This is a genomic window from Paenibacillus apii, assembly GCF_011043685.1.
Taxonomy (GTDB): domain Bacteria; phylum Bacillota; class Bacilli; order Paenibacillales; family Paenibacillaceae; genus Paenibacillus_AQ; species Paenibacillus_AQ sabinae.
On the sequence record NZ_JAAKGU010000001.1, the window covers coordinates 572390 to 598488 of the forward strand.

Here is a 26099-nt window from a genome sequence, read left to right on the forward strand (position 1 = left end):
CGTTATTCAGAAGATTCTTGGATTTACCGGGCACCACCCAGATATTGACAGATCAGGATGGTGTGATACGATATTTTAGACCGTTCTGTTTATTATATAGCAATTATCCAAATATGAAGGAGTGAATCGTGTGGGTTTTATTACAGTAGATCAAGAAGAGTGCATTCAATGTGAGATATGTGTGAAAGAATGTCCAACCCGTGCTATAACTATGGGAGAGTATGGTCCCGAAGCTATTGCGCCAAAAGATTGTATGGCCTGCGGACACTGTGTAGCTGTATGCCCAAACGAAGCGATCGATCATTCATTAACACCGCTGGCCAGGCAGCTTCCAATCTCAGAGTTTAATAAGTTTAGCGCAGAAGAAGCCGAGCGCTTCCTACGATCCCGCCGTTCTATACGCAGCTACAAGAAGACGGCCGTTCCACGGGAAAAGCTGCTGCAGCTTGTAGAGATTGCCCGCTTCGCACCTACCGGCGGTAATACGCAGGGGATCTCCTATGTCATTGTTGAGGATAAAGAGACTTTGCGCAAAGCATCGGAAATAACGATCCAGTGCCTGGAAAATGACCCTGTTTTAAGCACGCGATATTCTGCTATCGTTGACGCATACCGTGAAGAAGGAACGGATGTGATTCTGCGCGATGCTCCAAGCCTTATCCTCACAACCGCTGCTAAAGAATTCAAGAACGGCCGGGAAAATTCCATCTTCTCGTTGACTTACCTCGAATTATTTGCCCCTTCTCTCGGCTTAGGTTCTTGTTGGGCGGGGGGGCTCGAATTTTACGCGCTTATGGAAGATTCCCCTATGCTGGAGTTGTTCCATATCCCTGAGGATAAGGTCATCACCGGAGCAGTTATGGTCGGGTATCCTATGTATCAATACAAAAGATTAGTGGACCGAAATCCGCTGGATGTTGCTTTTTTCAGTCCTGAGAAAATTACCGTATAAAGAAAATGAATAGCGAGGTTCAGGCCGGAAAAGGTCAACAGTGTATGCAAAAAACGGTCTCTCCGTCATTTAATGACCTCTGAGACCGTTTCATGCCTGTCATTCTCATTTCTTCGTCTTCTGTTCGGTCAGTTCTTCAGACAACTCCGCGTTAGCGTATCCGGGAGATACTGGTCTGACGGGTGACAGCTGGCGAGTCGGCTTCCGGGATTGAACCGGAGATGTTCGGCGAAAGCGGCTGACCGCGTAAAAGACCGCAAATACCAGCAGGAACATCATTCCGGCGGCCAGGCCGCCGCCCTGCCCCGGGATAAGCGGCATGCTGACGATAATCGCAATCAAGCCGCCAATGGACAGCCAGGATGTATATGGGAATCCCCTCATTCCCCGCCCCTGTCCAAACGGACCGCCATGCCGCTTGCGGAGCCGATAATGGCTGGCTATAATGGCGACATACACAAACAGCAGCGAGAAGCCGCCCGAGCTGACCAGAAACAGATACACCCCTTGCGGCAGCAGCAGTCCAAGACCGAGAGCGGCCAGCATCGCCCCTCCCGATACCAGAATGCCCCGGTACGGAATATCCGTGCGGTCCCTCATCCATGCGGGCGTGTGTCCTTCCTCGGCCAAGGAGCGGAGCATCCGACCCAGTCCGAACACCGATGCCAGCATTGTGGACAAGATGGCCGTCACCAGCACGATATTCATGACGGTGCCTGTCCATCCCAAACCGTGCAGGGTAAGGGCCGACACGAACGGGCTGATCTCCTCGGACACGAGAGAACGGGGAATCAGAAGGAATAGCGCGGTTATGGCGGCTAAATACAGGCCGATAAGCAGGACCATTGTGAGCCGGATCGCCTTCGGGATCGTTACCGCCGGATTACGCGTTTCGGATGCGGCCAGCCCGAGTACCTCGAAACCCGCATAAGTAAACATCACCATCAGCATACTTCCGGCGATTCCGCCTATCCCTCCCGGAATCCAGGGCTCTCCGCGCAGGGCGCCGATTCCCGCCGCCACTCCTCCGCCCTGGCTGCCTGCCGCTGGCAGCCCGTTCGCCCCGATACCGGCGACGAGCCAGACGGCCAGCACGACAAAAGCGGCAATAGCCGACAGCTTGATCGCCGCAAGCCCGCTCTCCAGCTTACCGAGCCGCTCGGCCCCGAACAGGTTCAGCAGCGTTACGAGGACGATAATGGCTATACCAAGAAGCGGCAGTGACAGCCGGGGGAACCAGCCCCGGACCAGGATCGATGCGGCCGTTGCTTCGCTTGACATGGCCAGCACAAGCCCTGTCCAGTACAACCACCCGACCGTGAAGCCGGCCCCTCTGCCGAATGCCTGCTCGGTGTACGTACGGAATGATCCCGATGCCGGATTCGCCACAGTCATTTCCGACAGCGCGGTTAAGATAAAATAGACCAGAAAGCCGCCAATGACATAAGCAATGAGCACGGACGGTCCCGCCGCGCGAATCGCCACCGAGGAGCCCAGGAAGAACGAGCCCCCGACCACAGTTCCCAGAGCAAGCATGGCAAGCTGCCACACCGATAACCCTTTGCTTTTACGCTCCATAAGCCGCCTCCAAGCGATCTGTTTTACAACAGTATCTGCGGATATCGCGAAAATTAGCCATTTTAACCTGAAACCGCCGGCCAAACTCGCTGCTGAAAAAATCCAGATCCGGCCATAAAAAAAGTTCCGAAGCCTATGGCTTTCGGAACTTTCGTATACTCGGATGAGATTAACGGATCAATGGCCGGCCATCAGCGCCGGATCTTTCTGACGAACATCCCCGTCCCCGGAAGGCGCAGTCTTCGGCTTGCGCAGAATCAGGCTGATCAGAACTCCGGCGGCGGCGATGCAGGACGTAAAGAAGAAGACGTCGTCATAGCCCATGACGGCGGCGACCAGCGGATTGGCGTCCTTACCCGCCTCGGTCATATGAGCCGTAATCCGTGTGGTCAGGTATCCGGTCATACCGGCAACGGCGAAAGATACGATTACCTGCTGCGCCGCCGTCGTAAGCGGTGTTACGCGGCCGACCAGATGGCGCGGCGCGGCGTTAAGCACATGCGTATTCACCGGCATCATCGTAAGGCCCATGCCCAGACCCATGAGTCCGAGGCAGAGCATGATAAACGGCAGGCTGGTATCGACGGTAATGCCGGACAGCAGGTAAAGTCCGGTCGAAATGATGGTCAGTCCGACAAAGGCCAGCGGTCGCGCTCCGATCTTGTCGAACAACCTTCCGCCCAGCGGCATCCCGATACCGGAGGCTAGCGCCTGCGGCAGAAGAATGAGTCCCGTCTCTAGCGAAGAATACTGGCGAATCTGCTGCAAATACAGCGGTACGAACAGCATCGAGCCGAACAGGGCGGCCTGGGTTACCCAAGCCAGGAAGATGCCCCGCGTGAAATCGGAAGAGCCGAAGACACGCAGTTCAAGCAGCGGATTCTTCTGCCGCAGCTCCACGATAATGAACAGGAGCAGTGCGACCCCGCCAATGGACAGACCGGTAATCGCCGGGGTTGTGGACCATCCGGTGCTTCCGCCTTCATTGACGCCGTACGCGAGCATGGAGAAAGCGATCGGGGCCAGAATGATGCCCAGAATATCGAGATGCGGCGTCTCATGCCGCTCGGTTACCGGCAAATACTTGGTACCCAGCACGACGGCGAGAATGCCGATCGGCAGGTTGATCAGGAAGATCCAGTGCCAGCTTACATACTCGATCAGCCAGCCGGACAGAACCGGGCCCAGCGCCGGGGCAAGCAGCATCGGAATGCCCAGCATACCCATGATAGAGCCTCTGCGTTCCGGCGGAGCGAGCCGGAATACCATCGCCATCCCGATCGGAGCGACCATCCCGCCGCCAAGCCCTTGAATGACGCGGAAGATAATGAGCTGTGTCGAGGTCTGGGATATGGAGCACAGTACCGATCCAATGACAAACATGATAACCGTCCCCAGAAATATACGCTTCGCGCCGAAGCGGTCTGTCATCCAGCCGGCCAGCGGGATAACGGCGGACAACGCTAGCGTATACCCCGTAATCGCCCACTGTACCGTTTTGAGACTTGTGTCAAAATAATCGACCAGCACGGGAACGGCCACATTGACCACCGTGCTGTCGAGAATAACCATAATCATCCCGACAATAATCGCCAGCAGCGGCGGGATAATCGCCTTAAGTGAAAAAGGCTCCGCCGCGGCGGAGGAATTCACCTGTTTAGTATGCTCCATACATCTCCACTCTTTCTTTATAAGTTTGCCGTTTAAACCCCGTATTTGTGAAAATAATGATCAAATAAATGATCGACCTGTTCATCGAACGGGAGCTGATGCCAGAAAGGCTTGCTCTCTTCGTCATCATACGAATGTCCGCACGAGCACATGACCGCCGGCATTAATACCGCTCCGTACAGCTGAAACAACATCATCGTGAGCCGATCTTCATTCTCTTCGCCGGTGATCTCCCGCAGTACGTTCAGTGTTTTTTGTTTCTTCATCGTTTTGCTGTACTGGGAATATTGATGAAGTGACCCCATAATGGCCGGACTTTGGTCCATCATGTATCTCGCCAGCCCCGGATATTGCAGAAGATGGCCGATATACTGCTTGAGGAAGCGGCATAAGCGCTCTTTAGGCGGGAGACTTTCGTCCTCGAGGGCATTGAACGCGGTATCGAATCGGGAAATCAGCGTGCGAATTGCTTCGCGAAGCAGATTGTCTTTGGACTGAAAGTAGTAATTGACAAGAGCCAGATTGACCTTGGCATTTGCGCATATACGCCGCAAGGTCACACATTCAACCCCCTCCTCGCGTATCAAGTCGACAGTGGCGTCAAGAATTTGCTGCTTCGTATCTTTGTCCGCCGAAGATGCAGGTTCCGGAACTTTGTTCATTATTGTTGCTCCCCTTTTCTGCCGCTCAATTCAAACCGTGATTTAAACAACGTTTAATACGTCGTTTAATATACCCGTTATGAGGGCGATTGTCAACTTTTATGTAAAAAAAAGCGGCCTTCTGATCGAAGTCGCTCCTTTTCGTCACTTTTGACAATCCGTCCTCTTATTGCTCCAGTAGTGTCACCCGGTTTTTGCCGTTGGCCTTTGAATGATACAGGGCGTCATCCGCCAGCTTGTAAATATCCTTCTCTTTCAGACCATCCACCTTGACGGCCGCAACACCGACAGAGACCGTCAAACAACCGAAGACCGGACTCATTTCATGCCGTATTCCCAGTTCTTCGACGCTTCTGCGAAGCGTTTCGGCATACTCGAAAGACTGCCCGGGAGTCAGGCCGGAAACGATTATGCCGAACTCCTCCCCGCCGAGCCGGAAGACATAGTCGCTCACCTTTTGAGCCTGCTCCTTGATCGCCGCCCCCAGCTTGCGCAATACGTTATCGCCTTCATAATGCCCGTACGTATCGTTATATTTTTTGTAGAAGTCAATATCCAGCATGATATAGGTCAGGTATCCTTTATCCCTCTCGGCCCTGCTCACTTCCCGGTAAAAAATCGTATTGAAATGCCGCCGATTATAGAGACCCGTTAACTCATCGGTAATGGACAGCTTTTCGATCAGCCGGATATTTTTGTTCAGTTCTTCATTATTGAGTTCCAGCTCCCGGGTCCGTTCAATGACGAGCTCTTCCAGATGCTCCTTGTGCCGTCTTACCTCTTCTTCGGCCTTCGTTCTCTCGGTAATGTCCTTGACCGTTCCCTGGACCGCCGGCTTGTTCATATAATTGATCAGACTGACTTTATGAATGACATAAATCTCTTTTTTGCCATCCTTATGCAGCAATCTCGTTTCATATTCGCCGGGAGCGGTCTTCCCCTCCAATCTTCTCATGTAGTAGCTTTGCACCTTATCCAAGTCGGCGGGCACGATAAATTTCTCAAAAGGCTGGTCGATCATCTCTCCGATTTCATAGCCGAGCATCTGCGCAAGCGCCTCATTGACATATTTACAGATCTTGTCCTGAACAATGAATATGCCGTCCAGCATGTTATTGATCAGCTCGCGGTATTTCTCCTCCGAACGCTCCAGATCCGAATACAGGCTGGCATTTTCAAGCGAGAATACCATTTCTCTCGACAGCAGATTGATAATTTTCATTCTCTCTTTTGTGAAAACACCCGTTATCAGATTGTTCTCCAGATAAATGATGGCAATCGTCTTGTTATGATTGATCAGCGGCATGCATACGAGCGATTTGGGTCTATTCCGTAAAATATAGGCGTCGTTGACGAACCGGGTTTCGGAAAAAGCGTCATTATAAATCAGAGTCTCTTTGCTGTCCTCCACATAACGGATAATGGATTCCGGGAGGTTAAGCCCGCTTGAGACTTCATACAGCGCAACGGAGATTTTATCCTCTTCCGGCTTGTACTCTCCCTCTACAAGAAGCTCCTCGCCCGATCTCATCAGTATGCAGCCTCTTTGGGCGCCCGCATTCTTAATGACGATTTCCATCAGCGTTTCCAGCAAATTATTCAAATCGATTTCCCTTGATATGGCCTGGGAAGCCAGAAGAATCGAATTCAGATCAATGCTTTCCGTCGAATCCGTGACCGATTTTCCGATGGAGAATTCCTTTTTATTCTTCACAATATCAGCATACTGCTCTTCAAGCTGCCGGACTTTGCCCTTGGCCCCCCACACGGAGTAGTAATATAAGGACTGCCTGAACAGATGGGAGGCAAACTCTTTGAAATTCCTGTTGTTGTAAAACTTGGCGGCGAGTTCATAAGTCAGCGCTTTATAGCGGACGAAATTGCTCTTTTCGCTCGCTTCGATGGCGAGATCATAGTATTTGCCGGCCAGTTCCGCCTTTCCTGATATTCTCGCCCACTCGGCCTTCATCAGCCATTCGTGCTGCCGGAAATTTTCCGGGCAGTGAAGGGCCCACTTTTTGACTCGGCCGTATTCCTTGCGCATTCTCGCCTTCGCCTTCACTTTGTCATAAGCGGGCAAGTCTTTATAGCTATAGGCCAGATTCAGAAAAGTGTAAAGGGAGAACTCTTCCATAAAGGCCGAGCCTGCAAGGGTTCCAATGATGGCATACGCCTTATCTATATAATCCAAAGAGTCGCCGTAGCGCTCGTAGGAGAACAGAAGCTTCATTTTGTAAATATAGTAAATCGCGATTCCCGAATAATACTTGGCCTCTTCCAGCTGATGCAGGTAGTCTTCCTCGCTGAAAGTCTCGCTGTTGAAGGTCAGAGGGTCCTTCAGTTCTCCCGCCAGGTTGAGGTACTGCTGTCTGGCCAGTTTTGCCGTTGCCAGCGCTTCCTTGTATTTCGTATTCTCGATCATGGCGATATAGCGTTCGCTGTCATGAAGATAGGTGGCGATGTCCATCGTCGGATTCCAGAGGTTGATATAGAAGCAGGCGTGGGCCAGATACAACAGATCTCCCGTTCTCAGACTGGAATCAATCGATTTGCCGAACCAGTCATGCAGGGTGTCCCACGGCTCCTTCCATGCGTGACAGAACAGGGTATATAAGACATGCGCGGCCCCTCTCCACTGCAGATCATTGAATTTATCGTTAAGCCGGATCCCCAATCTGCCGAAATCAAACGCCCCTTTAATATCGCCGAAGCCGGACAGCAGGATGGAATAACCGATAAAAGCGATGGCCGATTCCGGGCAATTTCCGTATTTGAGCGTCAGCTCGGCTTTCTTCAGCACAATCAGGGCGAACAGATTGGTCTCTCCCGAGATAAACGCCGGAGGGAAGATATTGATCAGCAGCCGCATAATAAGCTTGATTTGTTCGTCTTTCATTTCGGGCTTGCCAAAAATCTCCTCGATCGTCAGCCCCCTGAGACCGGATTTAACCTTGATAAATTCATTTAGCACCGATGGCAGTCCCGGATGATCCGGTATTTTGATTCCCATCTCCTTAAGCCCGAGCTTCCCGGACCGGATCGATTCCTTCATCATTCCGAGGTAGGTATAATGATTGGCCTGCATCTCATAAACCTGAGCAGCCGCAACACTGTCTTCGGTATGTTCCAGAAGCGTCCGGCACGCCTGATCCGCTTCCTTGATATGATGGGTCAGATAGCCGCATTCCGCATACAATTTGTAAATTTCCGCCGTCTGCTGCTCCTCGTTCTCCCAGGAATATTTCGATAGCAGATGAACGGCGGCATGCAGAAACGCAAAAGCGGCATCAAAGCCAAAGGCGGCCTTCGCTTTTTTCGCGGCATTCAGATTGATCCGGATCACCTGCCGTTTCTCATCCTCTTCGCTGACAAAATTCAGCCCTTTATTAATATGCGTGGCGATATCTACAATTTTGTCCTGAGTGTCGGCTGGAGACAGCTGTGCCAGCAGCAGTCTGCCTATTTTAAGATGCAGCTTCTTGCTCGTTTCCGCGTCGATCATTTGGTATAAAGCCTGCTGAATCCGGTCATGCTGGAACCGGAAACGGATGTTGAGAGGAGGAACCCCCTCCTCATTCTCGTCACAGATATTCGTCAAAGCGGCGTAGTTGGTATCCGCCGGAAGAATAAGGTCTTCATCCACCGCTTTAATGAGCGATTTAGCAATAACCTTTAGCTCCGCTTCTCCGATCAGGGACAGCATGTTGAAATCGAACAGATTGCCGATGGAAGCGCCCAATCTCAGGACTTTCAGGTCTTCCTCGGGCAAAGTTTGGAGCCTGGACATCAGGAACTCGACGACATTGTCGTTTATATGCAAATCCGCAATCCGTGCAGTCTTCCACTGCCATACGCCTTCCAGGTCATCGAAATAAATGAAGCCGTTCTTATATAATTCCTTCAGAATTTCATTGATAAAAAAGGAGTTGCCTTTCGTTCTCGCATAAAGAATATCCGAAAGCTCCCGCACTCGATCCGCGCCGGTGTAGAGCGTATCGGCAATCAGATGCTGCACATCCCCGGAGGACAGAGGGCTGAGGACGATATTCTCTACCGTTCTGCTTTTTTCAATTTCGCCGATGGTGACGAACAAGGGATGGCTTTGAGGCATCTCGCTTTGCCGGCACGAGCAGATGATAAATAATTTTTGCAGCGAATTGCTTAGCGCCAGCTTCTTCACAAGCTGAAGGTTCGACAGATCAGCCCATTGAACGTCATCGAGAAACAGGACCAGCGGTCTTTCATAGTGAGTCAGGCCGGCTACAAAGTTAACGAAGGTCATAAAGAAACGGTTCGTTTCCTCCACAGGATTCAGGTGCTCGATTTCCGGCTGAACACCGATCAGCTTCTCCAGTTCCGGTATCAGATTCGTGACCAGCTTCCCGTTGCCGTCCAGGGCGGTTGTCAAGGAATTTGTTACTTTCTTTTTGTATTCGTCATCCGGACTGTCAACCAGTTGATTGATCAGCTTCTTGAAAGCCTGAACGATCGCGCTGTAAGGAATGTTCTTGTTGAACTGATCAAACTTCCCTTCCACGAACAGCCCTTTTTCCTGGCTGATATAGGGGTGAAGCTCGCTAACCAGCGCGGTCTTGCCCACGCCGGCGTCCCCGGTAATCAGCATGAGCTGCGGATTGCCTCTGACGCTCATCCGAAAAGCATTGACCAGGCTGCCAAGCTCCTCTTCCCGCCCGTACATTTTTTGGGAGATCCGGAAGATATTCAGCTTGTCTTCTTTGGCGATTTCAAAATCACGGACGCCGGCCAGACATTTCTTCAGGTCCGCTTTAATGCCGTAGGTGCTTCTGTATCTGTCCTCGGGCGACTTCTCCATAAGCTTCATGATGACGGCGGAGAGTGACTGCGATACACGGCCCCCGGTCAGCTGATAGGGAGAGACGGCTTCCTTGGCGATGATGGAATAAATCTGCTCCAGCAGATCGGCGGACTCGAAGGGCTTCACTCCGGTCACCATCTCATATAAGACGACGCCAAGCGAGTAGAAATCCGTCCGGTAATCGACATTCCGGTTCATCCGGCCCGTTTGCTCCGGAGAAATATACAGGAGGCTTCCTTCCAGCACGCCGCTGTTCTGGAATTCCCGCTTTTCTTTCGGCAGCTTGACCGCCAGATCGAAATCGATCACCTGTACAACGTCGGTTACTTCGTCCCATATCAGATTCGAAGGCTTGATGTCTTTGTGTATGACCATGCGATCATGGATGGCGCCAATAATATCAACGACCTTGATCATGAGCCTGAGGAGCGTATCCTGGTCCGGCTTGTCGCCCTCCATGATCCGCTTGAGTGACCTGCCCTGTATATCCTCCAGAACCATGACGAAGAAACCGTTCTGCTCTTCAAGCTTCAGGGGCTTGATCACCCCTTCGATGCTTGCGCTCAGCTCCTTGAGCATCTTGTATTCCTGCTTGAACCTCATAACCTCTTCAGGTCCGGAAAATTCCGATTTCAGCACCTTCAGTATAACCGTATCCCGGGAGACGGCGTCTCTGCATCTGTACACTGATTTTCTGTCGTTGTCGGAGATTGTTTCCAGTATTAGATAATTCTCAATCGCAGTCATACCCAGTCCACCTTCTAAGCGTTAATCTCCCTTAACTTCGAAATCGGCGTCAAAATTGAAAATATAAGCGGCAATCAGCCATATGATCCAGCAGTTTACTCCAAAAAATAAATAACCGAAATACCCCAAAATGGGCATCTCCGAAAAAATATGTATTTTGTCTAGATAAGGAACGGAATACTTCCAATAATTCGGATTGGTAGGCAGGGAATCATGGAACCATTCACTTCCGAAATTCCAGAATTCCCAGAAGAATCCGTTGAACAAGGTGGCTAGTGCAATAAGAATGACGGACGACCAATCACCATTCTTGATCGGTGTAAAAGGGGTCCAGTACCCCGTTAACGCCATCGCCGCCGACAGAAGAGGAACAAGTGCGACCCAGAGTACCCAGAACAGCACGTAAGGATAGTACCCCATGCCGAAAGCGAGCCCCAGTCCCAGGATGAAATATAGTAGAAGAAATTTAGTGCTTACCGAAAATTTGGGGCCGAACCGGTACCGGTCTCTGAACCCCTTGAACGTCTTCAGCAGCAGGTACCATTCAAAAATGGCGGGAAGCACCGTGGTATAAGACAAGGAGAACCAGAACACATTTCCGAAATTCGTAAAGACTTCATTGTTCGGATAATACCAGTTCTCAACGACAAAAAAGTTCAGAAACTCAAAGGCAAACCAGCTGAAGCAGGAAACGACGGCAAGAAGCTGCATGACCTTCGGCTTGCGAGAGACGATGGAATTTCCGTTATTCCGCTTGTACACGATCCCGTCCAGAATCAGGATAAACGCCCACCACAGCGGAACGAACGTATAGTATTCGAAAGCGATGAAAAAATGGACGCGCGCCCACATGAAATACCAGCTGATTCCCAGCACCGGCAGGCTCCACCAGAACCATACGGGGAACGGCGTCTTCTTGTCCGGTAACGATGGGTCTTGACCGCCGGGATTCTTCTTAAAGCCGAAAAGCCGCGGAAAAATCAAAAACAGGGCAATAAACAGCGCCACAAGCGAGGCCAGTGTAAAATACACCGCATTAAAGCCCGGGTCCGCCTCCGCAAGCTGAGCGGGAAAATCGCCGTAACCGGGCGGAAGGCCATTCCACCTGACCACGCTACCTATGTAGGGCAAAATAAAAATCAAGCTGAAAGTAACAATAAGTATAAGCTTTTTTTGCCAATTTTTCATCCATCTCAACCTTCCTATTTTAACGGATTCATAAGAGCTTTCATTCTCTATAACGGTATAAGCGGGAATGCTGTGAATAGCTAAAACCCCAAATTTACGGTTCCTGCAATCCCTGTTGGTTGATAGTTATCGGCTGTTTTTGATTGCCCCCCTCTCGCTCTTATTTCCGGCCGCATATGAATCCAAAGAGTATCACTTAACATTTTAAAGTTGTTATATGAATTTCCTTAGATTTTATTGTTTTTTTTAAAAATATTTACGTTAGTTAATCTTTATTCTAGAATTCCTTTCAAAGAGCATTTGTGCAGCAATGCCGGAGGACATGAGGAGATGAGGATAACGATGGATGAAATCGACCGCAGCATTCTGGAAGCTTTGAATGAGAACAGCCGGATGACCATCTCGGACATCAGTAAAAAAGTGAAGCTGTCCATTCCCGCGGTGACGGAGAGAATTCGCAAAATGGACGAATCCGGAACAATTGAGGGATATACCGTCAAAATTAACCGGGCCAAGGCCGGCTACAAGCTTCTGGCGTTCGTGCTGGTCGTCATCGACCGGACGGAGCAAATTCCCGCCTTTCGCGCTTTCATTGCCGGGTGCGGCGAGGTTCTGGAGTGCCACCATCTTGCCGGTGAATATGATTACTTGCTCAAGGTGCTAGTGGAAGACACCGGGGAGCTGGAGAAATTCCTGTCCCACACGCTGAAAAGCGTGCCGGGCGTGATCCGAAGCAATACCATGATTTCCCTGTCTTCGCTCAAAGAGAAGTGGAACCGTTGAACAGGAGGCGCACATGATATTACGTGGATTAAAATGGGGGCTGCTGCTTCAATTGGCCGTGGGCCCGGTCTGTCTGTTTATTTTCCGCGCCGCTTCGCTGCAGGGCTTCGGCGCCGCTTTTGCTGGAGTCATCGGCGTAACGCTGGCCGACGGACTTTATATTCTCGCCGCGCTGCGGGGCGTCCGCATGCTTGGCGCCGGTCGGAAGCCTGGCGGAGCTTTGTATCTTATTGGCGCGGGCACGCTCTTTCTGTTCGGCCTGAACATGATCGCCGGAATGTTCGACCTTAGCCTGCTCCCTTCCATCCCGCTTTCGCAAGGCACCGGCGGAGACAGCCTGTTCATTCGCGCCTTTCTGCTGACCGCGTCCAATCCGCTGACGCTGCTCTTCTGGACCGGGATCTTCTCGGCCAAAATGATCGAGCTGAGGCTCGGCGGCAGCGAGCTTCTTCAGTTCGGCACGGGCTGTCTGCTGGCGACCGTTCTGTTCCTGACAGGGGTTGCGTTTCTCGGGCATTTGGCCCATGCTTTCGTCACGCCCCTCGCCGCGAAGTGGCTGAACCTCATTATCGGCATCCTGTTCCTGTACTACGCCTTCCGACTGATCGTGAAATGGATCGTCAAGCCCGGGGAGCCCACAGCATGATGGACACTCCAGCGAGGCAGACCGCGGCGCCGATCCAGTCGTAAAGGTCCGGCGTTTTTTTGTCGACAAGCCATCCCCACAGCACAGCCAGCGCAATAAAGACTCCGCCGTATGCCGCATATACGCGTCCAAAGCCCGGGAAACGCTGAAAGGTCGGGATAATTCCGTAAACGACAAGGATCAGTGCTCCGGCGATCCCAGTCCAAAGCGGCTTCGATTCCCGCAGCCACAGCCACACCAGGTAACCTCCCCCGATTTCCGCCAGTCCCGCCAAAATAAACAATAGAATGGATATGGCCATTACCTTGCCTCCTGCTGCCGGATAGCCGATCTAGCAGTGTACATTTTCTATCCGGGTTATGTAGTTTCATTTGATATTTATTTGCTTATTTCGTGTTTTTTTCTGAAAATCCTCTATTATGTCACATTTCAGCGGTTTTTAGCGTTAAACTATCGCAGAAAGTGTCATTCGACATAAAACATTTGGTTGAAGCTTGAACCGGCTTTTGACATAATGAGTGAAATAGACAATTTATGACGTCCGGCAAGGGCGGTCAGCAAAGAAGACAAGGGGGAAACATCGTTGAAAGGAATCATTACTGTACTCGGTAAAGACAAGGTCGGCATTATCGCCAAGGTGTGTACATATCTGGCGGAACGCAATGTGAACATTCTGGACATTTCGCAAACGATTGTTCAGGATTACTTCAATATGATGATGATTGTTGATATCTCCAAAGCAGTGAAATCCATTGAAATTCTGGTAGAGGAACTTCAGCACATCGGTGAGGAAATCGGCGTGGAAATCAAGCTGCAGCATGAGGATATTTTCAATATCATGCACCGGATTTAGGACTTAGAGCCGATTCATTCAGACTTATCGAAGATAAACGCAAGCGGGAGGGTTACCATGATTTCATTGGTGGAAGTACAAGAAACGAATAAAATGATCCGTGAGATGAACCTGGATGTGCGGACCATTACCATGGGCATCAGCCTGATGGATTGCGCGCATACGGATTTGAAAGTATTTAACCAGAATATCTATGACAAGATTACCAAGTCCGCAGAGAAGCTGGTCAAGACCGGTGAAGATCTGGAAAAACAGTTCGGCGTTCCGATCGTCAACAAACGGATTTCGGTTACGCCCATCTCCATTGCGGCGGGTTCCCTGAATACGGACAGCTATGTTCCGGTTGCTGAAGCACTGGATCGGGCGGCGAAGGAAGTTGGAGTCAACTTCATCGGCGGCTTCTCTGCGCTTGTGCAGAAGGGTTGCACGACGGGCGACCGCAAGCTGATCGAGAGCATTCCTGAGGCGCTTGCCGTGACGGAAAGAGTCTGCTCCTCCGTCAATGTCGGCTCGTCCCGCAGCGGCATCAACATGGATGCCGTCAAGCTGATGGGCGATATTATCCGCCAGACTGCTGAGCGTACGGCCGACCGCGACTCCATCGGATGTGCGAAGCTGGTTGTCTTCTGTAACGCCGTGGAGGACAACCCTTTCATGGCTGGTGCTTTCCACGGTGTAGGCGAACGCGAATGCGTCATTAATGTGGGCGTCAGCGGCCCCGGCGTTGTCAAACGGGCCTTGGAGGAAGTGAAAGGGCAGGACTTCGAGACGCTGTGCGAGACGATCAAGCGGACCGCCTTCAAGGTGACCCGCGTAGGACAGCTCGTTGCCCAGGAAGCATCGAAGCGTCTCGGAGTGCCGTTCGGCATTATCGACCTGTCGCTGGCGCCGACACCGCTGATCGGGGATTCGATCGCGGAAATCTTCCAGGTGATGGGCCTGGAAGAAGCGGGAGCGCCCGGAACGACGGCGGCGCTCGCCATCCTCAACGACAATGTCAAGAAAGGCGGCGTCATGGCTTCCTCCTATGTGGGCGGACTTAGCGGCGCGTTCATTCCCGTCAGCGAAGACCACGGCATGATCCAGGCCGTGCAGCGCGGAGCGCTGACGCTGGAGAAGCTCGAAGCAATGACCTGCGTCTGCTCGGTTGGACTTGATATGATCGCTATTCCGGGCAACACGTCCAAGGAGACGATCTCCGGAATTATCGCCGACGAAGCCGCGATCGGCATGGTCAACAACAAGACGACGGCCGTCCGCATCATCCCCGTCATCGGCAAGGGTGTCGGCGAGATGGTCGAGTTCGGCGGACTGCTCGGCTATGCTCCGGTTATGCCCGTCAACTCCTTTAACTGCGCCGGCTTCATCGACCGGGGCGGCCGGATTCCGGCACCGATCCACAGCTTCAAGAACTAAAGCCGGACCGGGCTTACGGTCCGGCCATGCACGGCCTTCCGGCTTGAACGCCGCGCCGGAAAGCCGCAAAGCCTCCGTTCTCTCGCAAATCGCTGCGAGAGAACGGAGGCTTTTTCGATTGGAGCGGGCTGCCGTAGATGGCCCACTCCTTGATGTCAATTGTCGGTCTCCGGCGGATAAGCGCCCAGCTTATAAGTTCTTGTATTTGGACAATAAGAATTGCTTCAAGGCCTCACTCGTCCGGCGGGCTCTCCCTCTCGCACGGCTCTTTCGGTTTCATCCTCTGCCCTCTTCCGGTCTTCGCCGTTTCACTTCGACGCGAACCCGTTTCGTCCGGACGAACCGCCAGCCTGTCAGCACGGCCGCTGCCAGACAGATCGAAGCCGAGGTGATGAACACGACATGCATTCCCGCCAGGAAAATGTCAGGACGCCCCTTGACCAGCCCCGTCACGCGGTGGCCGGCCAAGCCGCTCATCACATGAAACAGCGTGGTGGTCGCTATCGTAATGCCGACGACCATGCCGATATTGCGTACCAGCGAATTCACGCTGCCCGCCGAACCCAGTTGGGTGCGCGGCACCGTCGACATGACCAGCGAATTGTTCGGTGACTGGAACATCCCGCTGCCGATACCGAGCATCCCGATCCATACGCCAACAAGCGCAACCGGGCTTCCGTCATGAAGCCGGGCCAGCCCGAACTGGGCGATGACCATAACAATCAGGCCAGCGAAGGTCAGCAGCTCCGATCCGATTTTGTCGGATAAGGCGCCGCTGAGCGGCGCGACCACGACCATACATATCGGGAACAGCATGAGCAGAACTCCCGCTGACGAGGGGGACAAGCCGAGCATGCTCTGCGTATAGAACGGAGCAATGATATTAAAGCAGAAGTTGGCGGCAAAGACGAGAAACCCGCAGAGAATGCTGAGCGAGAACAGCGGATTCTTGAACAGATTCAGCTGCAGCAACGGCTCGGGCTTGCGCAGCTCCACCCAGAGAAACGCGATCAGGGCGAGAGTTGCGGCACCCAGTGCAAGCAGGATTCCGGGATTGCCGTACCCGTGCTGCTGCCCGAGCAGAAGCCCGGCGAACAATGGAACGATGAAGCAGGCGAACAGCAGGCTGCCCGGAATATCGATTCTAGCCTGGACCCGGATCAGATCTTTCGGCAGCACCTTCCAGCCGAGACCGATAGCGATCAGGCCGATCGGGACATTTACCCAGAAAATGTACTCCCAGCCAAGGTTCGAGACGATAATGCCGCCAAGGCTCGGACCGGCGATGCTTCCGAGGGACACGAAGGTGCCGATCAGTCCAAGCGCCTTTCCCCGCTCCGTCGCCGGAAATATATCCGTCACAATGCCCTGGCTGTTCGCCATTGTCATGGCCGCCCCCAGCGCTTGAACAATCCGGGAAGCGACAAGCAGCGGCAGCGATCCGCTCAACCCGCACAGCAGGGAACCGGCGATAAAGACGACCGTCCCGATCTTGAACAGTTTGATTTTGCCTACGATGTCACCCAATCTCCCGAAGAACAAAATGACCGAGCAGATCGCCATCAGATATCCCGTCGTCACCCATTCGACCTGCGCGATCGGCAGACCCAGCTTCCCCGAGAGTACCGGCAGAGCTATATTCACAATGCTTCCGTCCAGCGTGGACATAAAAGTAAACAAATTAAGCACAATAAGAATCAGCCAGCGGCGGCGCTGCACCCCGGCATCCTCCTGATAAGTTCCTCGATTGATCGTGCTCATATGCCACCTCTTTTCACATCCGCACAATATAGTTGCGTGCGCAACGATTTTATAATCCACAGTGTACATCATTTTAGTTGCGCGCGCAACTTTTTTGCTGTACTATTTTTTTAACCCATTTGAAAGCTTAAGGACATTGAGTCCCGGCCCCTTAGAAAGGAGTCCCCATGACAGATACCCCCTCACTCAAAAAAGAACCGATCGGACGCCTGATCTCCTATATTCATAGAACCCAGCAGAAACGCTTGTCCCGCTCGCTTAGCGAATACGGCATCGGCGGCGGCGGACAATACAGCTTCCTGAAGGGAATTCTCATGACTCCGGGTACGACTCAGGACCAGTTAACCTGTAATTTGAAGTTCGACAAAGCGACCACCGCCCGCTCGGTCAAGCAGTTGGAAGCGGCAGGCTATATTGAGCGCACAACGGACCCGGAGGACCGCCGGTCGCACCGGCTGTACCCTACACCGAAAGCGCTCAAGTTCCAGCCGGTGCTGCAGGCCATTCTGGATGAGGGCAATGCCAAGCTGACACGCGATTTAACGGATGAAGAAGAGGATCAGTTGATCGCCCTGCTGCAAAAACTTAATCTGGAAGAATAACAAACGGCGCTTCTTCGCATGAAGAGCGCCGTTTTGCCGGTGTGTTGAAACAAAAGTCCTTTGTCACCAGCCGAATTAACCGCTAAAATGAGTAAATATTGCATAAGCTTTATTTTTTTCAGGAAAGGAACCCGTTCACATGTCTATTGAAAATGTAAAAGCACACTTCCGCGCCCTGAACAGGGAGCAGGACGTAATGGAATTTGACTCATCCAGCGCCACCGTGGAGAAAGCCGCGGAGACTATAGGCGTGATCCCCGCCCGCATTGCCAAGACGCTGTCTTTTCACGGCGAAGGCGGTTCGGCCATTCTGGTCGTCTCTGCCGGCGATACCAAGGTCGACAACAAGAAGTTTCGCACCGAGTTCGGATTTAAACCAAAAATGCTGAGTCCAGAGGAAGTGCTCGAACAGACCGGACATGCCGTCGGCGGCGTGTGCCCGTTCGGGTTGACCCATGAGCTGGATGTCTATCTCGATGTCTCTCTGAAGCGCTTCGACACCCTCTTTCCCGCCTGCGGCAGCTCGAATTCCGCCATTGAATTGACCTGCGGCGAACTGGAGCAGTATTCGGGCGGCAAGGCATGGGTTGACGTCTGCAAAGACTGGGAATAAAAGGCCTGCCGGGTTAGTGCCCGGCGGCCTTTTGATCTTCTGCCGTGCCTGTCATCTTGCTGCTTCCCATGAACAATGAGGATAGCAGAGCCAGAACCGCCGGAATGATAGCCCAGGCGAAAGTATCCGTGATGGAGGAAGACAGCCCCTGTGAAATCTTATCCAATATTTCCGGCGGAATTTTCGACCTCGTATCCGGGGACAACAGCGTATGGGGGTCCGACAGATCGAACGCCCCGGCCCCGCCCTGAGCGGCTCCCGCGAACAAATGGCTAAGCCGGTTCGATAAATAATGGCTCTGAATAATGCCGAACGTGGTAATGCCTACCGTCATGCCCAAAGACCGCAGGAAGTTGAGCGTTGCGCTGGCCGATCCGCGCTGCCGGGCCGACAGGCCGTCTATGGCGGCGTTGCTCAGAACGGAGAACGACGCGCCGATGCCAAGACCAATCAGGATCATATAGAGCGTGACAATGAGCCGCGTGGAGTCCGGCTGAAGCGTGGACGCAAGCCAGGTTCCGGCCGCCAGCAGCACAAGGGTAGGAATCATCAGGCTGCGGTAGCTGTATTTGGTCATCAGGAAGCCTCCGGCGGTTGCCGTGATAACGGAGCCCACCATCATCGGCAATAGCACCAGACCGGAGTTCGTGGCCGATCCTCCAAGCACGCCCTGAATAAAGATCGGGATGTAGACCGAAGCGACAATAAACGCCGCGCCGCTGAACAAAGCGACCAGAATGCTGAAGGCATACAGCTTCTTGCGGAACAATCCGTAGGAGATAATCGGCTCCTCCGCCTTCGTCTCGGCGTACAGAAACACCACGGCAAGCACCGCAGCCGCGCCGAACAGTCCGAGAATGAACGGGGAGTTCCATGCGTATTCTTTGCCCCCCAGCTCCAGGGCGAACATCAGGGAGACGACCGCTCCCAGCAGTGTGCCCGCACCCAGCCAGTCTATCGGCTGCTTCGAATGCTCATGCGATTCCTGATAAAAGAAAGCGACCAGTACGAAGGCAAGGACGCCGAGCGGCAGATTGATGTAGAATACCCACTGCCAGGCAATATGGTCCGTAATATAGGCGCCGAGCAGCGGACCGAAGATGCTGGACAGCCCGAACACCGCGCCAAAAGCGCCCCCCAGCTTCCCGCGCGTCTCAAGCGGGACCGCATCGAACATAATCGTGAAGGCGATCGGCACTAGCGCTCCGCCGCCTATTCCCTGCACCGCCCGGTAAATGGCGAGCTGGGTAATGCTGTCCGCCGTGCCGCACAGCACGGACCCTCCCATAAACACGATGAGGCCGAATACGAAAAATCTCTTTCGGCCGTACATATCGGACAGTTTACCGAAGATCGGCATGCCCGCCATCTCGGCGACGAGGTAAGCCGATGTGACCCAGACGAATTTGTCCATGCCGCCTAGTTCCCCGACGATGTTCCCCATAGCTGTCGCCACAATGGTGCTGTCCATGGAGGCCATCAGAATTCCCAGGAGAAGCCCTGCGATGACCACACCGAGACGGTTGTTTTTACTGCCACCCATAATCTCCACTCCAATATCTCTTTATTGTTTATCAGCTTACACTTTTACCTTGCGGCCCACCTTGGCGCTCCTGTGAATCTCAAGCGACTCCCTGTATTCAACTGTTTCGATATCGCAGCCGGGGCCGATAATGACGCTTCCGCCCCTCACGATTGCTGCCGACGCATACTCAAGCTCGACGAGATCCCCTTCAATTGTTCCGCTCTCGAAGCGGGCTTCCCGGCTCGGATGAACCATCGTAATCAGCTTGAATCCTTTGCTCCGCTTGATCCGGATCGAGCCTCCGCCCACATCTGCCGCCCGGCTGTACCCGAACAGGCCGATATCCAGCCGATCTCCGCTCAGCAGTCCGCCGATCTCGAACACGCCGCTAAGTCTGAATTCTCCGGCCTCGCAGTCATCTTTAACTTCAAGATGTCCCTCATATCCGAAACGTTCCGCCTTGAGCCGGGAATCAACCCTTAGCTCTCCCCGGCCCTTTACCGACAAGGCATCGATCCGGCCCCGGATTTTACATTCACCCGTTAGCTTAATTTCCTCCGCGCGAAGATTGCCCTCAATATCCGTATTCCCGGTCAGAGCGAATTTTACGCAGTCCACATCCCCGGTGAACCGGCATTCACCCGTTATGCCTATATTTTGAAACGAGCCACCCGCCGACGAAGAGTTCCCCAGAATTTTAAGATTGCGCTTGGCGAGATCAGTCACCGGTCTTCACTTCCTTTCCGACACGCGCGCCGGATTGTACCGATAATCCGGAGCGGTATTCCACTAGTCCGATACTGCAGCCTTCTCCAATGATTACGTCATTACCCCTGACGACATCCGCGGTCGTGTATTCGAGATCCAGGTGGTCGCCCTCGATGGACTTCGCCTTAAGCTCCGATTTGAGCTTCGGGATGATTCCTCCGATCAGCCGGTTCCACATGCTTTGGTTAACCCTGCGCACCTTCAGGCTCTCGGCTCCGATTTCGCGGACCTGCCACGCTCCGTTCAAGCGGATGTCGGCAAGCCCAACGCTCAGCAGACCTTCGACCGTAAAGCCGCCTTCCCCTCTCAGCTCCTCCAGCTCACAGTCTCCCCGCACGGTCACCAGTCCGTTCAGCGCACAGCTCTCACCTTTGAAACTGCCGTCAATATGGAGCAAACCCTCCAATTTCATTCGGCCAGTCTTCAAAGAGCCTTCAAGGTTCATGATGCCGCTTACTTCCATTTCCCCGGCTTCAAGTCCGCCTTGTACCCGAATCTGGCCGTTCGCCTTGAATAACCGCGCGGTGAGCGAATCCACAACCTTTCCCACACCGTCAATCAGAACCTGATCATAGCTTCCTCCCCCGGCGCTACCGACCCCATTCAGAATCAGATCCGGGAGCTGCCCTTCTTCCTTGAATGTTTCCGTCATTTAGGACAACCTTCCTTTCAACTGCTCGATTAAATCGCCTAGCGCCACCTTTGAAACGAGCCTCACGCCTTCATCGAAGAACAGTTCCGCTGGAGACGGAGCGAGCATGAACAGGGCAACACCCATTTTTCGGACAAAATACAAGTCACTCGGTCTGCCCTTCAGCTCCTCGGCATGTCTGTCCAGAGTACGCAGCAGCAGTCTGCCTTCGTCCAGATTCATGTCCCCGCTGGCCAGCAAAGTGTCCGCCGCAACCAGATGAAGCAGCTTATCAAAAGCGTACATATCATCCTTATCCCGAACATCCGCGCCGTAAGTTGACAACGTAAGATCCGTAACAATGTTTCGTTCTGAAATGGTCTTTGCCGTCAGACGAAGATCACTGAATCCTGCTGTATCAGAGAGCCTGCTCGCGAGTTCATCCAGCGAAAGATCATCTTTCATGTTTAATATATTTTGAACCCGGGCGAGCACAAGCATCTTCGGAAAAAAGGTTTCCTGTCCGGTATACGTAGATTTGCGGATAAACCATTCTTCCGGGATCAGCTGCTTTCGTTTCCAGCGGTACAGCTGGCCGTATGATATGCCTGTCAGATCCAGCAGCTCCTTTTTGGATATCAAGTCATCCTCCATCAGTTTCACCTCACGGAAGCATTGTAACATAACACTGTTACGTTGTAAAACAAAAGTTCGATTTCATAAGACAATCCTTACGGTTTCTTCGGCATGGATGGCTAACTTTTGGGGTTTTGTTGGTATAATGTACTTACCTATTCGCAGCATAATAACCCTAATTCGGTACATTAAGGATGGATGGACATGCTGAAGCCCAAACGGATCAAGCAGATTCAGCAGTATATTATGGAACACAGCACCGCGACGCTCGATGAACTGGTCAATGTATTCAATGTATCCAAAAATACGATTCGAAGAGATATTCAGGAGCTGGTCGAAGGAGGTGAGATCAAGAAGGTCTATGGCGGTGTAACGGCTGTACATCTCACGCCCCTCCTCTCGTTCAACGAAAGAAAGACGCGCAACCGTTCCGAAAAACAAAGAATTGGCAAGGCGGCAGCCAGCTTTGTAAACGACGGAGATATCATTTATATCGATTCCGGTACGACGACTCTGGGAATGCTTGAGTTTATCAAGCACCTTGAATTGACGCTCATTACGAGCAATCTCGATTTCATCCTCGGCGCCCTTCCCTATGGCAATTTGAACGTAATCTCAACCGGCGGCGTTCTGGAACGCAAGACGAAATCTTTTGCCAGCATCAAAAACACAGATTTGCTGAAAGCATACAACATTAATAAAGCCTTTATGGCTTCATCCGGGATTTCGCTCTCGGGCGGCGTCACCAACTCTTCACCGCTCGAAAGCGAAATCAAGCAAATTGTAACTCATAAATCCCGGGAAGTTTTCTTGCTCGCGGACCACAGCAAATTCGGCAAGCACGCGCTAATGACATACTGCAACCTGGAAGACATCGACTACTTGGTTACCGGCAGCATGCCCGGCGACGATTACCGGCAGTATGCTTTAGAGCATGCGATCAAGCTGGTCGTCGCTGACGAGTAGCGGGCCCCAATCATACCGTTTCAATGCGGGTAATAGTCAAAAGAGCGCGTTCCCCTCGTCCGGCGGGAACGCGCTCTGCTTGTCCGTGTAAGCGGGTCGCCACGCCGTTATCGACGGATAACAGCTAGAAGGCGAACGCATACACGAGAATCCATCTGATGAGATTCTGGAGGGTTGATCTCATATTCGAAGCGGACCTCGAAGCCGGTTAAGTCAAGAATCCCGCTTAATATTCCTGGACCGTCACCGCTGCTGCGTAGCGGACGGGCAAACTGAAGGCGGGGAGCAGGAGATGGATGTGAAGAAGCGGTGATATTTGGCGCACTGCTCCAGCAGCTTGCCGATCTCTCCCTTCCGCGCCAGCACTGTCAGACCGGCGCGGGCCAGCCGCTCGGACGGACCGGGACCGATTGCGGCGCAGAGAACGATGGAGCAATCCTGCAGCAGCTCCACCGTCTCATCCAGAATCGCCTCCTTGTCCGCTTCCCCGCATTCGGCCTTGCCATTGCAGTAAGCCTGAATCCGCCGAACGCCCAGCAGCTTCTGCTCTTGCCCGGACACCTCGTAGACAAGAAACTCGCGTGCATGGCCGAAGTGCACATTCACCTGGCCCCCGCCGCGCGTCGCCACGGCGATGCGCAGACTTCCGCGCTCTCCTTGCTCTCCCGCATTGGCTTCGCGCCGCTTGCGCTCCGCGGCCGTCCGGTCCAGCCGGATAAGCAGCTCCTCGCGTGCTGCCGGGTCGTATTCCCGGGCCGGCGCGTTCTCGGTCTTGACGCCAAGATCATCGCCAATCAGCCCGACCGCGTCGGCGCGGCATTGGCGGCAATGCCGCATAACCGGCATGACCGCCTCGCTGCGGGCCTGCACCTGAAGCGTCAGCGAATGAGCGGGCTCCTTGCGTCCCTCTTTTTCATATACGCTGCCCGGCGAGAGAATCAGCGGCATAATATTATGCGAGAAAGCGCCTGCCGCCTTGACCGCTTCGGTCACCTTGATCAGATGGCTGTCATTAACGCCGGGGATCAGCACGGAATTGACTTTGACCTTTACGCCGCGCTCCGCGATCCGCCGGATGCCCTCCAGCTGGTTGTGCAGTAACAGTTCTGCAGCGTCCTTCCCCCTGTAGGCCTTGCCTCGGAAGAACACGGCGCGGTATATCTCAGCCCCGATTTGCGGATCGACGGCATTGATCGTGACGGTCACATGGGCGATACGATGCCTGACGATATCCTCCGAATAATCAGGCAGCTTCAGCCCGTTGGTACTGAGGCACAGCTGCAGATCGGGCAGGCCTTCGGACAGCAGGCCGAAGGTTTCGAACGTCTCTCGCGGATTGGCCAGCGGATCGCCGGGTCCCGCGATGCCGACCACGGTCAGCTGCGGCAGCGAAGCCAGCGTACTGCGCACCTTGGCGTAAGCCTCCTGCGGCGTAAGCACCTTACTGACGACGCCGGGGCGGCTCTCACTGACGCAGTCATATTTAATATTGCAATAATTGCAGTTGATATTGCATTTCGGCGCTACCGCCACATGCATACGGGCAAAATAATGATGTGCCATCTCGTCGTAACAAGGATGGCGTGATTCGTTCGCCAACGCGAACACCACCTTTCCGTCAATTTTATCCGTCGTCTCCCTTCACCGCGAAGACGTTACCCCGAACAACCCTCCTTTCCATTTCAGACATCCGGTTTCCCCGAATGTCGATGCGGCGGCTATAATCGTGAATCAATTCACATTCCATTCCGGATCGGCACGCTGTTTCCATGCAACTCCGCCGAAGCATATCCCGATAGAGCAACATCCTCTGGATCCGATACCGTTAAAGCGACAAAAGCCGGACAACTGCAGCTGCAGTCATCCGGCTTCCTGACATTCGGTCGGCCGTGTTCGTTATCCCATAATCCCCATATGCTTAGAGTATTATAGAACGAGCTCCAATTTCTGTCAACGGCGAATGTAACAAATCCATGGTAAAGCAGCGGCGAGCGGCAATCAACGACTGATGAATGTTCTTGATTCCGTCAAATTCCGATTCGAATGCAGCCTGTAAATCTATTGACAACAAATCGTTGACAAAACTAAAATGTACAAAACTTATGAGAAAAATGGGATTTATAGAACGAACAGGGGGTTATACTTTCATGGCAACCAGGAATATCCCGGGTTTGCTGCTCGTCTGCTTGCGTTTATCCGGCATCGCCCTTCTCTGTATTCTGTGGGAGGTTTTGCCGAGAAGCGGGCTCGTGAATCCGACTTTCTTCCCGCCGTTGTCCGCGGTGCTGCAGGAGATCGCTGCTCTTCTGCGGGACCAGCATCTCCTTGGCCATACGATAGCCACACTGTGGCGTGTGGTTGCAGGCATTGGGCTGGCAGCACTGGTAGCCGTGCCGGCAGGTGCGATTCTCGGGTACTGGCTGCCCGGTCTTGCTGCAGGACTGAACCCGCTGTTCCGCATTCTGGCCCAGGTCAATCCCTTTTCGCTCATGACGGTATTTCTGCTGTTCTTCGGGATCGGGGAAAAGGCGAAGCTGATCATCGTCGCCTGGGTGGCGTTCTGGCCTCTGCTTCACCATGTCATTGTCGGTGTGCAGAATTTAGATGCGGACCTGCTGAAAGCGGCGCGCAGTATGGGAACCTCTCCCTCGCAGCTATTCCTGCGGATCATATTGCCGGGGACGGCTCCCTCTATTTTGCTGGGGGTCCGTACGTCGATTATATTGCTGTTGGCTATTCTGGTGGCCGGAGAAATGCTGGGAGGTTTGGCCGGTCTCGGCTGGCTGCTTCATTGGTCCAGCAATTATTACTCGTCTCCGTATGCTACAACGCCAATCTTTGCCGTTGGGCTATGTATTTCCCTGATTGGCGTCGCTCTGAGCGCCGTATTGCGCAAGCTGGAACGCGATCTGTTTTTCTGGAAGCCTCTTGAATCCGCATGGAGTGCATCGCCCGCCCCCGGGACGCTGCGAAGAAGGCCAAACCGTATTTTTGCAGTTACCGTATTGTCCGCTATGCTGCTGCTTCTCGTGGCTGGCGGCGCGTCAACAAGCTGGCTGAGCAAAACTAACGGCAGCTTCTCAGGAGAGGGCGATGTGCCTTCTCCCTCCGCCAGCGGGCACAGCGGCCACATGTCTCATGAGCATTCGTTACCTGCCGCCGGGCAATCCGGTCATTCAGGCCATACTGCGCCAACCGCTTCACCGGTACAGTCCGGACATCCGTGACAGACCTGGCGGCAATAAATTGTGTCGGGAGGAACGT

At 53.2% G+C, this 26099-nt stretch carries 21 protein-coding genes; 9 read left to right on the plus strand and 12 right to left on the minus strand.

All coding sequences use genetic code 11. From position 1 onward, the window contains the following. Positions 1-130: 130 nt before the first annotated feature. A complete protein-coding gene (locus G5B47_RS02980) occupies positions 131-952 on the plus strand; it encodes a nitroreductase family protein (protein ID WP_165094156.1) in 822 nt (273 codons plus the stop codon). A 105-nt stretch (positions 953-1057) separates the two neighbouring features. Here G5B47_RS02980 and G5B47_RS02985 read toward each other — a convergent pair whose 3' ends face one another. The 5 genes from G5B47_RS02985 to G5B47_RS03005 form a co-directional block, all read right to left on the minus strand. Beyond that, on the minus strand, positions 1058-2530 hold the full coding sequence (locus G5B47_RS02985) for an amino acid permease (protein ID WP_165094159.1): 1473 nt from the start codon (positions 2528-2530) through the stop codon (positions 1058-1060). A gap of 177 nt (positions 2531-2707) precedes the next feature. After that, entirely contained in the window at positions 2708-4201 is a 1494-nt protein-coding gene (locus tag G5B47_RS02990) for a DHA2 family efflux MFS transporter permease subunit (protein WP_165094161.1), read from the minus strand. Positions 4202-4233: 32 nt separating this feature from the next. Beyond that, entirely contained in the window at positions 4234-4863 is a 630-nt protein-coding gene (locus G5B47_RS02995) for a TetR/AcrR family transcriptional regulator (RefSeq protein ID WP_165094164.1), read from the minus strand. Between the two features lie 166 nt (positions 4864-5029). After that, on the minus strand, positions 5030-10447 hold the full coding sequence (locus G5B47_RS03000) for a diguanylate cyclase (RefSeq protein ID WP_165094166.1): 5418 nt from the start codon (positions 10445-10447) through the stop codon (positions 5030-5032). Between the two features lie 21 nt (positions 10448-10468). Beyond that, the gene (locus G5B47_RS03005; RefSeq protein ID WP_165094169.1) at positions 10469-11635 is read right to left on the minus strand and encodes a small-conductance mechanosensitive channel; all 1167 of its coding nucleotides are present in this window, start codon (positions 11633-11635) and stop codon (positions 10469-10471) included. Positions 11636-11965: 330 nt separating this feature from the next. Here G5B47_RS03005 and G5B47_RS03010 point away from each other — a divergent pair, with 330 nt between their 5' ends. Continuing rightward, positions 11966-12418, plus strand: coding sequence for an Lrp/AsnC family transcriptional regulator (locus G5B47_RS03010; protein ID WP_235949646.1), 453 nt, complete (start codon positions 11966-11968; stop codon positions 12416-12418). 13 nt (positions 12419-12431) lie between these two features. Further along, positions 12432-13064 (plus strand): LysE family translocator, encoded by a 633-nt coding sequence (locus G5B47_RS03015; protein ID WP_165094171.1) that lies wholly within the window; start codon positions 12432-12434, stop codon positions 13062-13064. On the opposite strand, the gene G5B47_RS03020 is transcribed toward G5B47_RS03015, so the two are convergent. Then, a complete protein-coding gene (locus G5B47_RS03020; protein WP_165094174.1) occupies positions 13039-13365 on the minus strand; it encodes a YnfA family protein in 327 nt (108 codons plus the stop codon). The two genes, G5B47_RS03015 and G5B47_RS03020, sit on opposite strands and share 26 nt — an antisense overlap. Before the next feature lie 282 nt (positions 13366-13647). On the opposite strand from G5B47_RS03020, the gene G5B47_RS03025 reads away from it, so the two are divergent. Then, complete coding sequence (locus G5B47_RS03025; RefSeq protein WP_165094177.1) at positions 13648-13917, plus strand: ACT domain-containing protein; 270 nt, start codon at positions 13648-13650, stop codon at positions 13915-13917. 57 nt (positions 13918-13974) lie between these two features. Next, positions 13975-15333 (plus strand): PFL family protein, encoded by a 1359-nt coding sequence (locus tag G5B47_RS03030; RefSeq protein WP_165094179.1) that lies wholly within the window; start codon positions 13975-13977, stop codon positions 15331-15333. A 276-nt stretch (positions 15334-15609) separates the two neighbouring features. Here the strand turns inward: G5B47_RS03030 and G5B47_RS03035 are convergent, their stop codons facing one another. Beyond that, the gene (locus G5B47_RS03035; protein WP_165094182.1) at positions 15610-17094 is read right to left on the minus strand and encodes an MFS transporter; all 1485 of its coding nucleotides are present in this window, start codon (positions 17092-17094) and stop codon (positions 15610-15612) included. A gap of 167 nt (positions 17095-17261) precedes the next feature. On the opposite strand from G5B47_RS03035, the gene G5B47_RS03040 reads away from it, so the two are divergent. Both G5B47_RS03040 and G5B47_RS03045 read left to right on the plus strand, forming a co-directional pair. Then, the gene (locus G5B47_RS03040) at positions 17262-17696 is read left to right on the plus strand and encodes a MarR family winged helix-turn-helix transcriptional regulator (RefSeq protein WP_165094184.1); all 435 of its coding nucleotides are present in this window, start codon (positions 17262-17264) and stop codon (positions 17694-17696) included. Positions 17697-17835: 139 nt separating this feature from the next. Beyond that, positions 17836-18309 (plus strand): YbaK/EbsC family protein, encoded by a 474-nt coding sequence (locus tag G5B47_RS03045; protein ID WP_165094187.1) that lies wholly within the window; start codon positions 17836-17838, stop codon positions 18307-18309. A gap of 13 nt (positions 18310-18322) precedes the next feature. Here G5B47_RS03045 and G5B47_RS03050 read toward each other — a convergent pair whose 3' ends face one another. Genes G5B47_RS03050 through G5B47_RS03065 form a run of 4 tightly spaced genes read right to left on the minus strand, consistent with a single transcriptional unit; the run spans position 18323 to position 21875 of the window. Then, positions 18323-19852: an MDR family MFS transporter gene (locus G5B47_RS03050; RefSeq protein ID WP_165094189.1), complete on the minus strand. Its 1530-nt coding sequence runs from the start codon at positions 19850-19852 to the stop codon at positions 18323-18325. Positions 19853-19888: 36 nt separating this feature from the next. Beyond that, positions 19889-20560, minus strand: a complete 672-nt coding sequence (locus G5B47_RS03055; protein WP_165094192.1) for a hypothetical protein — start codon at positions 20558-20560, stop codon at positions 19889-19891. Continuing rightward, complete coding sequence (locus G5B47_RS03060) at positions 20553-21254, minus strand: hypothetical protein (RefSeq protein WP_165094195.1); 702 nt, start codon at positions 21252-21254, stop codon at positions 20553-20555. Before G5B47_RS03060 ends, G5B47_RS03055 begins: the two co-directional genes overlap by 8 nt. Continuing rightward, a complete protein-coding gene (locus G5B47_RS03065; RefSeq protein WP_235949647.1) occupies positions 21255-21875 on the minus strand; it encodes a YhbD family protein in 621 nt (206 codons plus the stop codon). Between the two features lie 198 nt (positions 21876-22073). On the opposite strand from G5B47_RS03065, the gene G5B47_RS03070 reads away from it, so the two are divergent. Next, entirely contained in the window at positions 22074-22835 is a 762-nt protein-coding gene (locus G5B47_RS03070; RefSeq protein ID WP_165094201.1) for a DeoR/GlpR family DNA-binding transcription regulator, read from the plus strand. Positions 22836-23078: 243 nt separating this feature from the next. Here G5B47_RS03070 and nifB read toward each other — a convergent pair whose 3' ends face one another. Next, entirely contained in the window at positions 23079-24434 is a 1356-nt protein-coding gene (gene nifB, locus G5B47_RS03075) for a nitrogenase cofactor biosynthesis protein NifB (protein WP_235957069.1), read from the minus strand. Between the two features lie 548 nt (positions 24435-24982). Here nifB and G5B47_RS03080 point away from each other — a divergent pair. After that, the gene (locus tag G5B47_RS03080; protein WP_165094204.1) at positions 24983-26062 is read left to right on the plus strand and encodes an ABC transporter permease; all 1080 of its coding nucleotides are present in this window, start codon (positions 24983-24985) and stop codon (positions 26060-26062) included. Positions 26063-26099 lie beyond the last annotated feature (37 nt).

Coding starts and splice junctions, on each gene's coding strand:
- G5B47_RS02990 (WP_165094161.1), bottom strand. CDS start 4,201: ATGGAGCATACTAAACAGGTGAATTCCTCCGCCGCGGCGGAGCCTTTT.
- G5B47_RS03045 (WP_165094187.1), top strand. CDS start 17,836: ATGTCTATTGAAAATGTAAAAGCACACTTCCGCGCCCTGAACAGGGAG.
- G5B47_RS03015 (WP_165094171.1), top strand. CDS start 12,432: ATGATATTACGTGGATTAAAATGGGGGCTGCTGCTTCAATTGGCCGTG.
- G5B47_RS03070 (WP_165094201.1), top strand. CDS start 22,074: ATGCTGAAGCCCAAACGGATCAAGCAGATTCAGCAGTATATTATGGAA.
- G5B47_RS03080 (WP_165094204.1), top strand. CDS start 24,983: ATGGCAACCAGGAATATCCCGGGTTTGCTGCTCGTCTGCTTGCGTTTA.
- G5B47_RS03010 (WP_235949646.1), top strand. CDS start 11,966: ATGAGGATAACGATGGATGAAATCGACCGCAGCATTCTGGAAGCTTTG.
- G5B47_RS03020 (WP_165094174.1), bottom strand. CDS start 13,365: ATGGCCATATCCATTCTATTGTTTATTTTGGCGGGACTGGCGGAAATC.
- G5B47_RS03000 (WP_165094166.1), bottom strand. CDS start 10,447: ATGACTGCGATTGAGAATTATCTAATACTGGAAACAATCTCCGACAAC.
- G5B47_RS02995 (WP_165094164.1), bottom strand. CDS start 4,863: ATGAACAAAGTTCCGGAACCTGCATCTTCGGCGGACAAAGATACGAAG.
- G5B47_RS02985 (WP_165094159.1), bottom strand. CDS start 2,530: ATGGAGCGTAAAAGCAAAGGGTTATCGGTGTGGCAGCTTGCCATGCTT.
- G5B47_RS03050 (WP_165094189.1), bottom strand. CDS start 19,852: ATGGGTGGCAGTAAAAACAACCGTCTCGGTGTGGTCATCGCAGGGCTT.
- G5B47_RS03035 (WP_165094182.1), bottom strand. CDS start 17,094: ATGAGCACGATCAATCGAGGAACTTATCAGGAGGATGCCGGGGTGCAG.
- G5B47_RS03040 (WP_165094184.1), top strand. CDS start 17,262: ATGACAGATACCCCCTCACTCAAAAAAGAACCGATCGGACGCCTGATC.
- G5B47_RS03030 (WP_165094179.1), top strand. CDS start 13,975: ATGATTTCATTGGTGGAAGTACAAGAAACGAATAAAATGATCCGTGAG.
- G5B47_RS03060 (WP_165094195.1), bottom strand. CDS start 21,254: ATGACGGAAACATTCAAGGAAGAAGGGCAGCTCCCGGATCTGATTCTG.
- G5B47_RS03005 (WP_165094169.1), bottom strand. CDS start 11,635: ATGAAAAATTGGCAAAAAAAGCTTATACTTATTGTTACTTTCAGCTTG.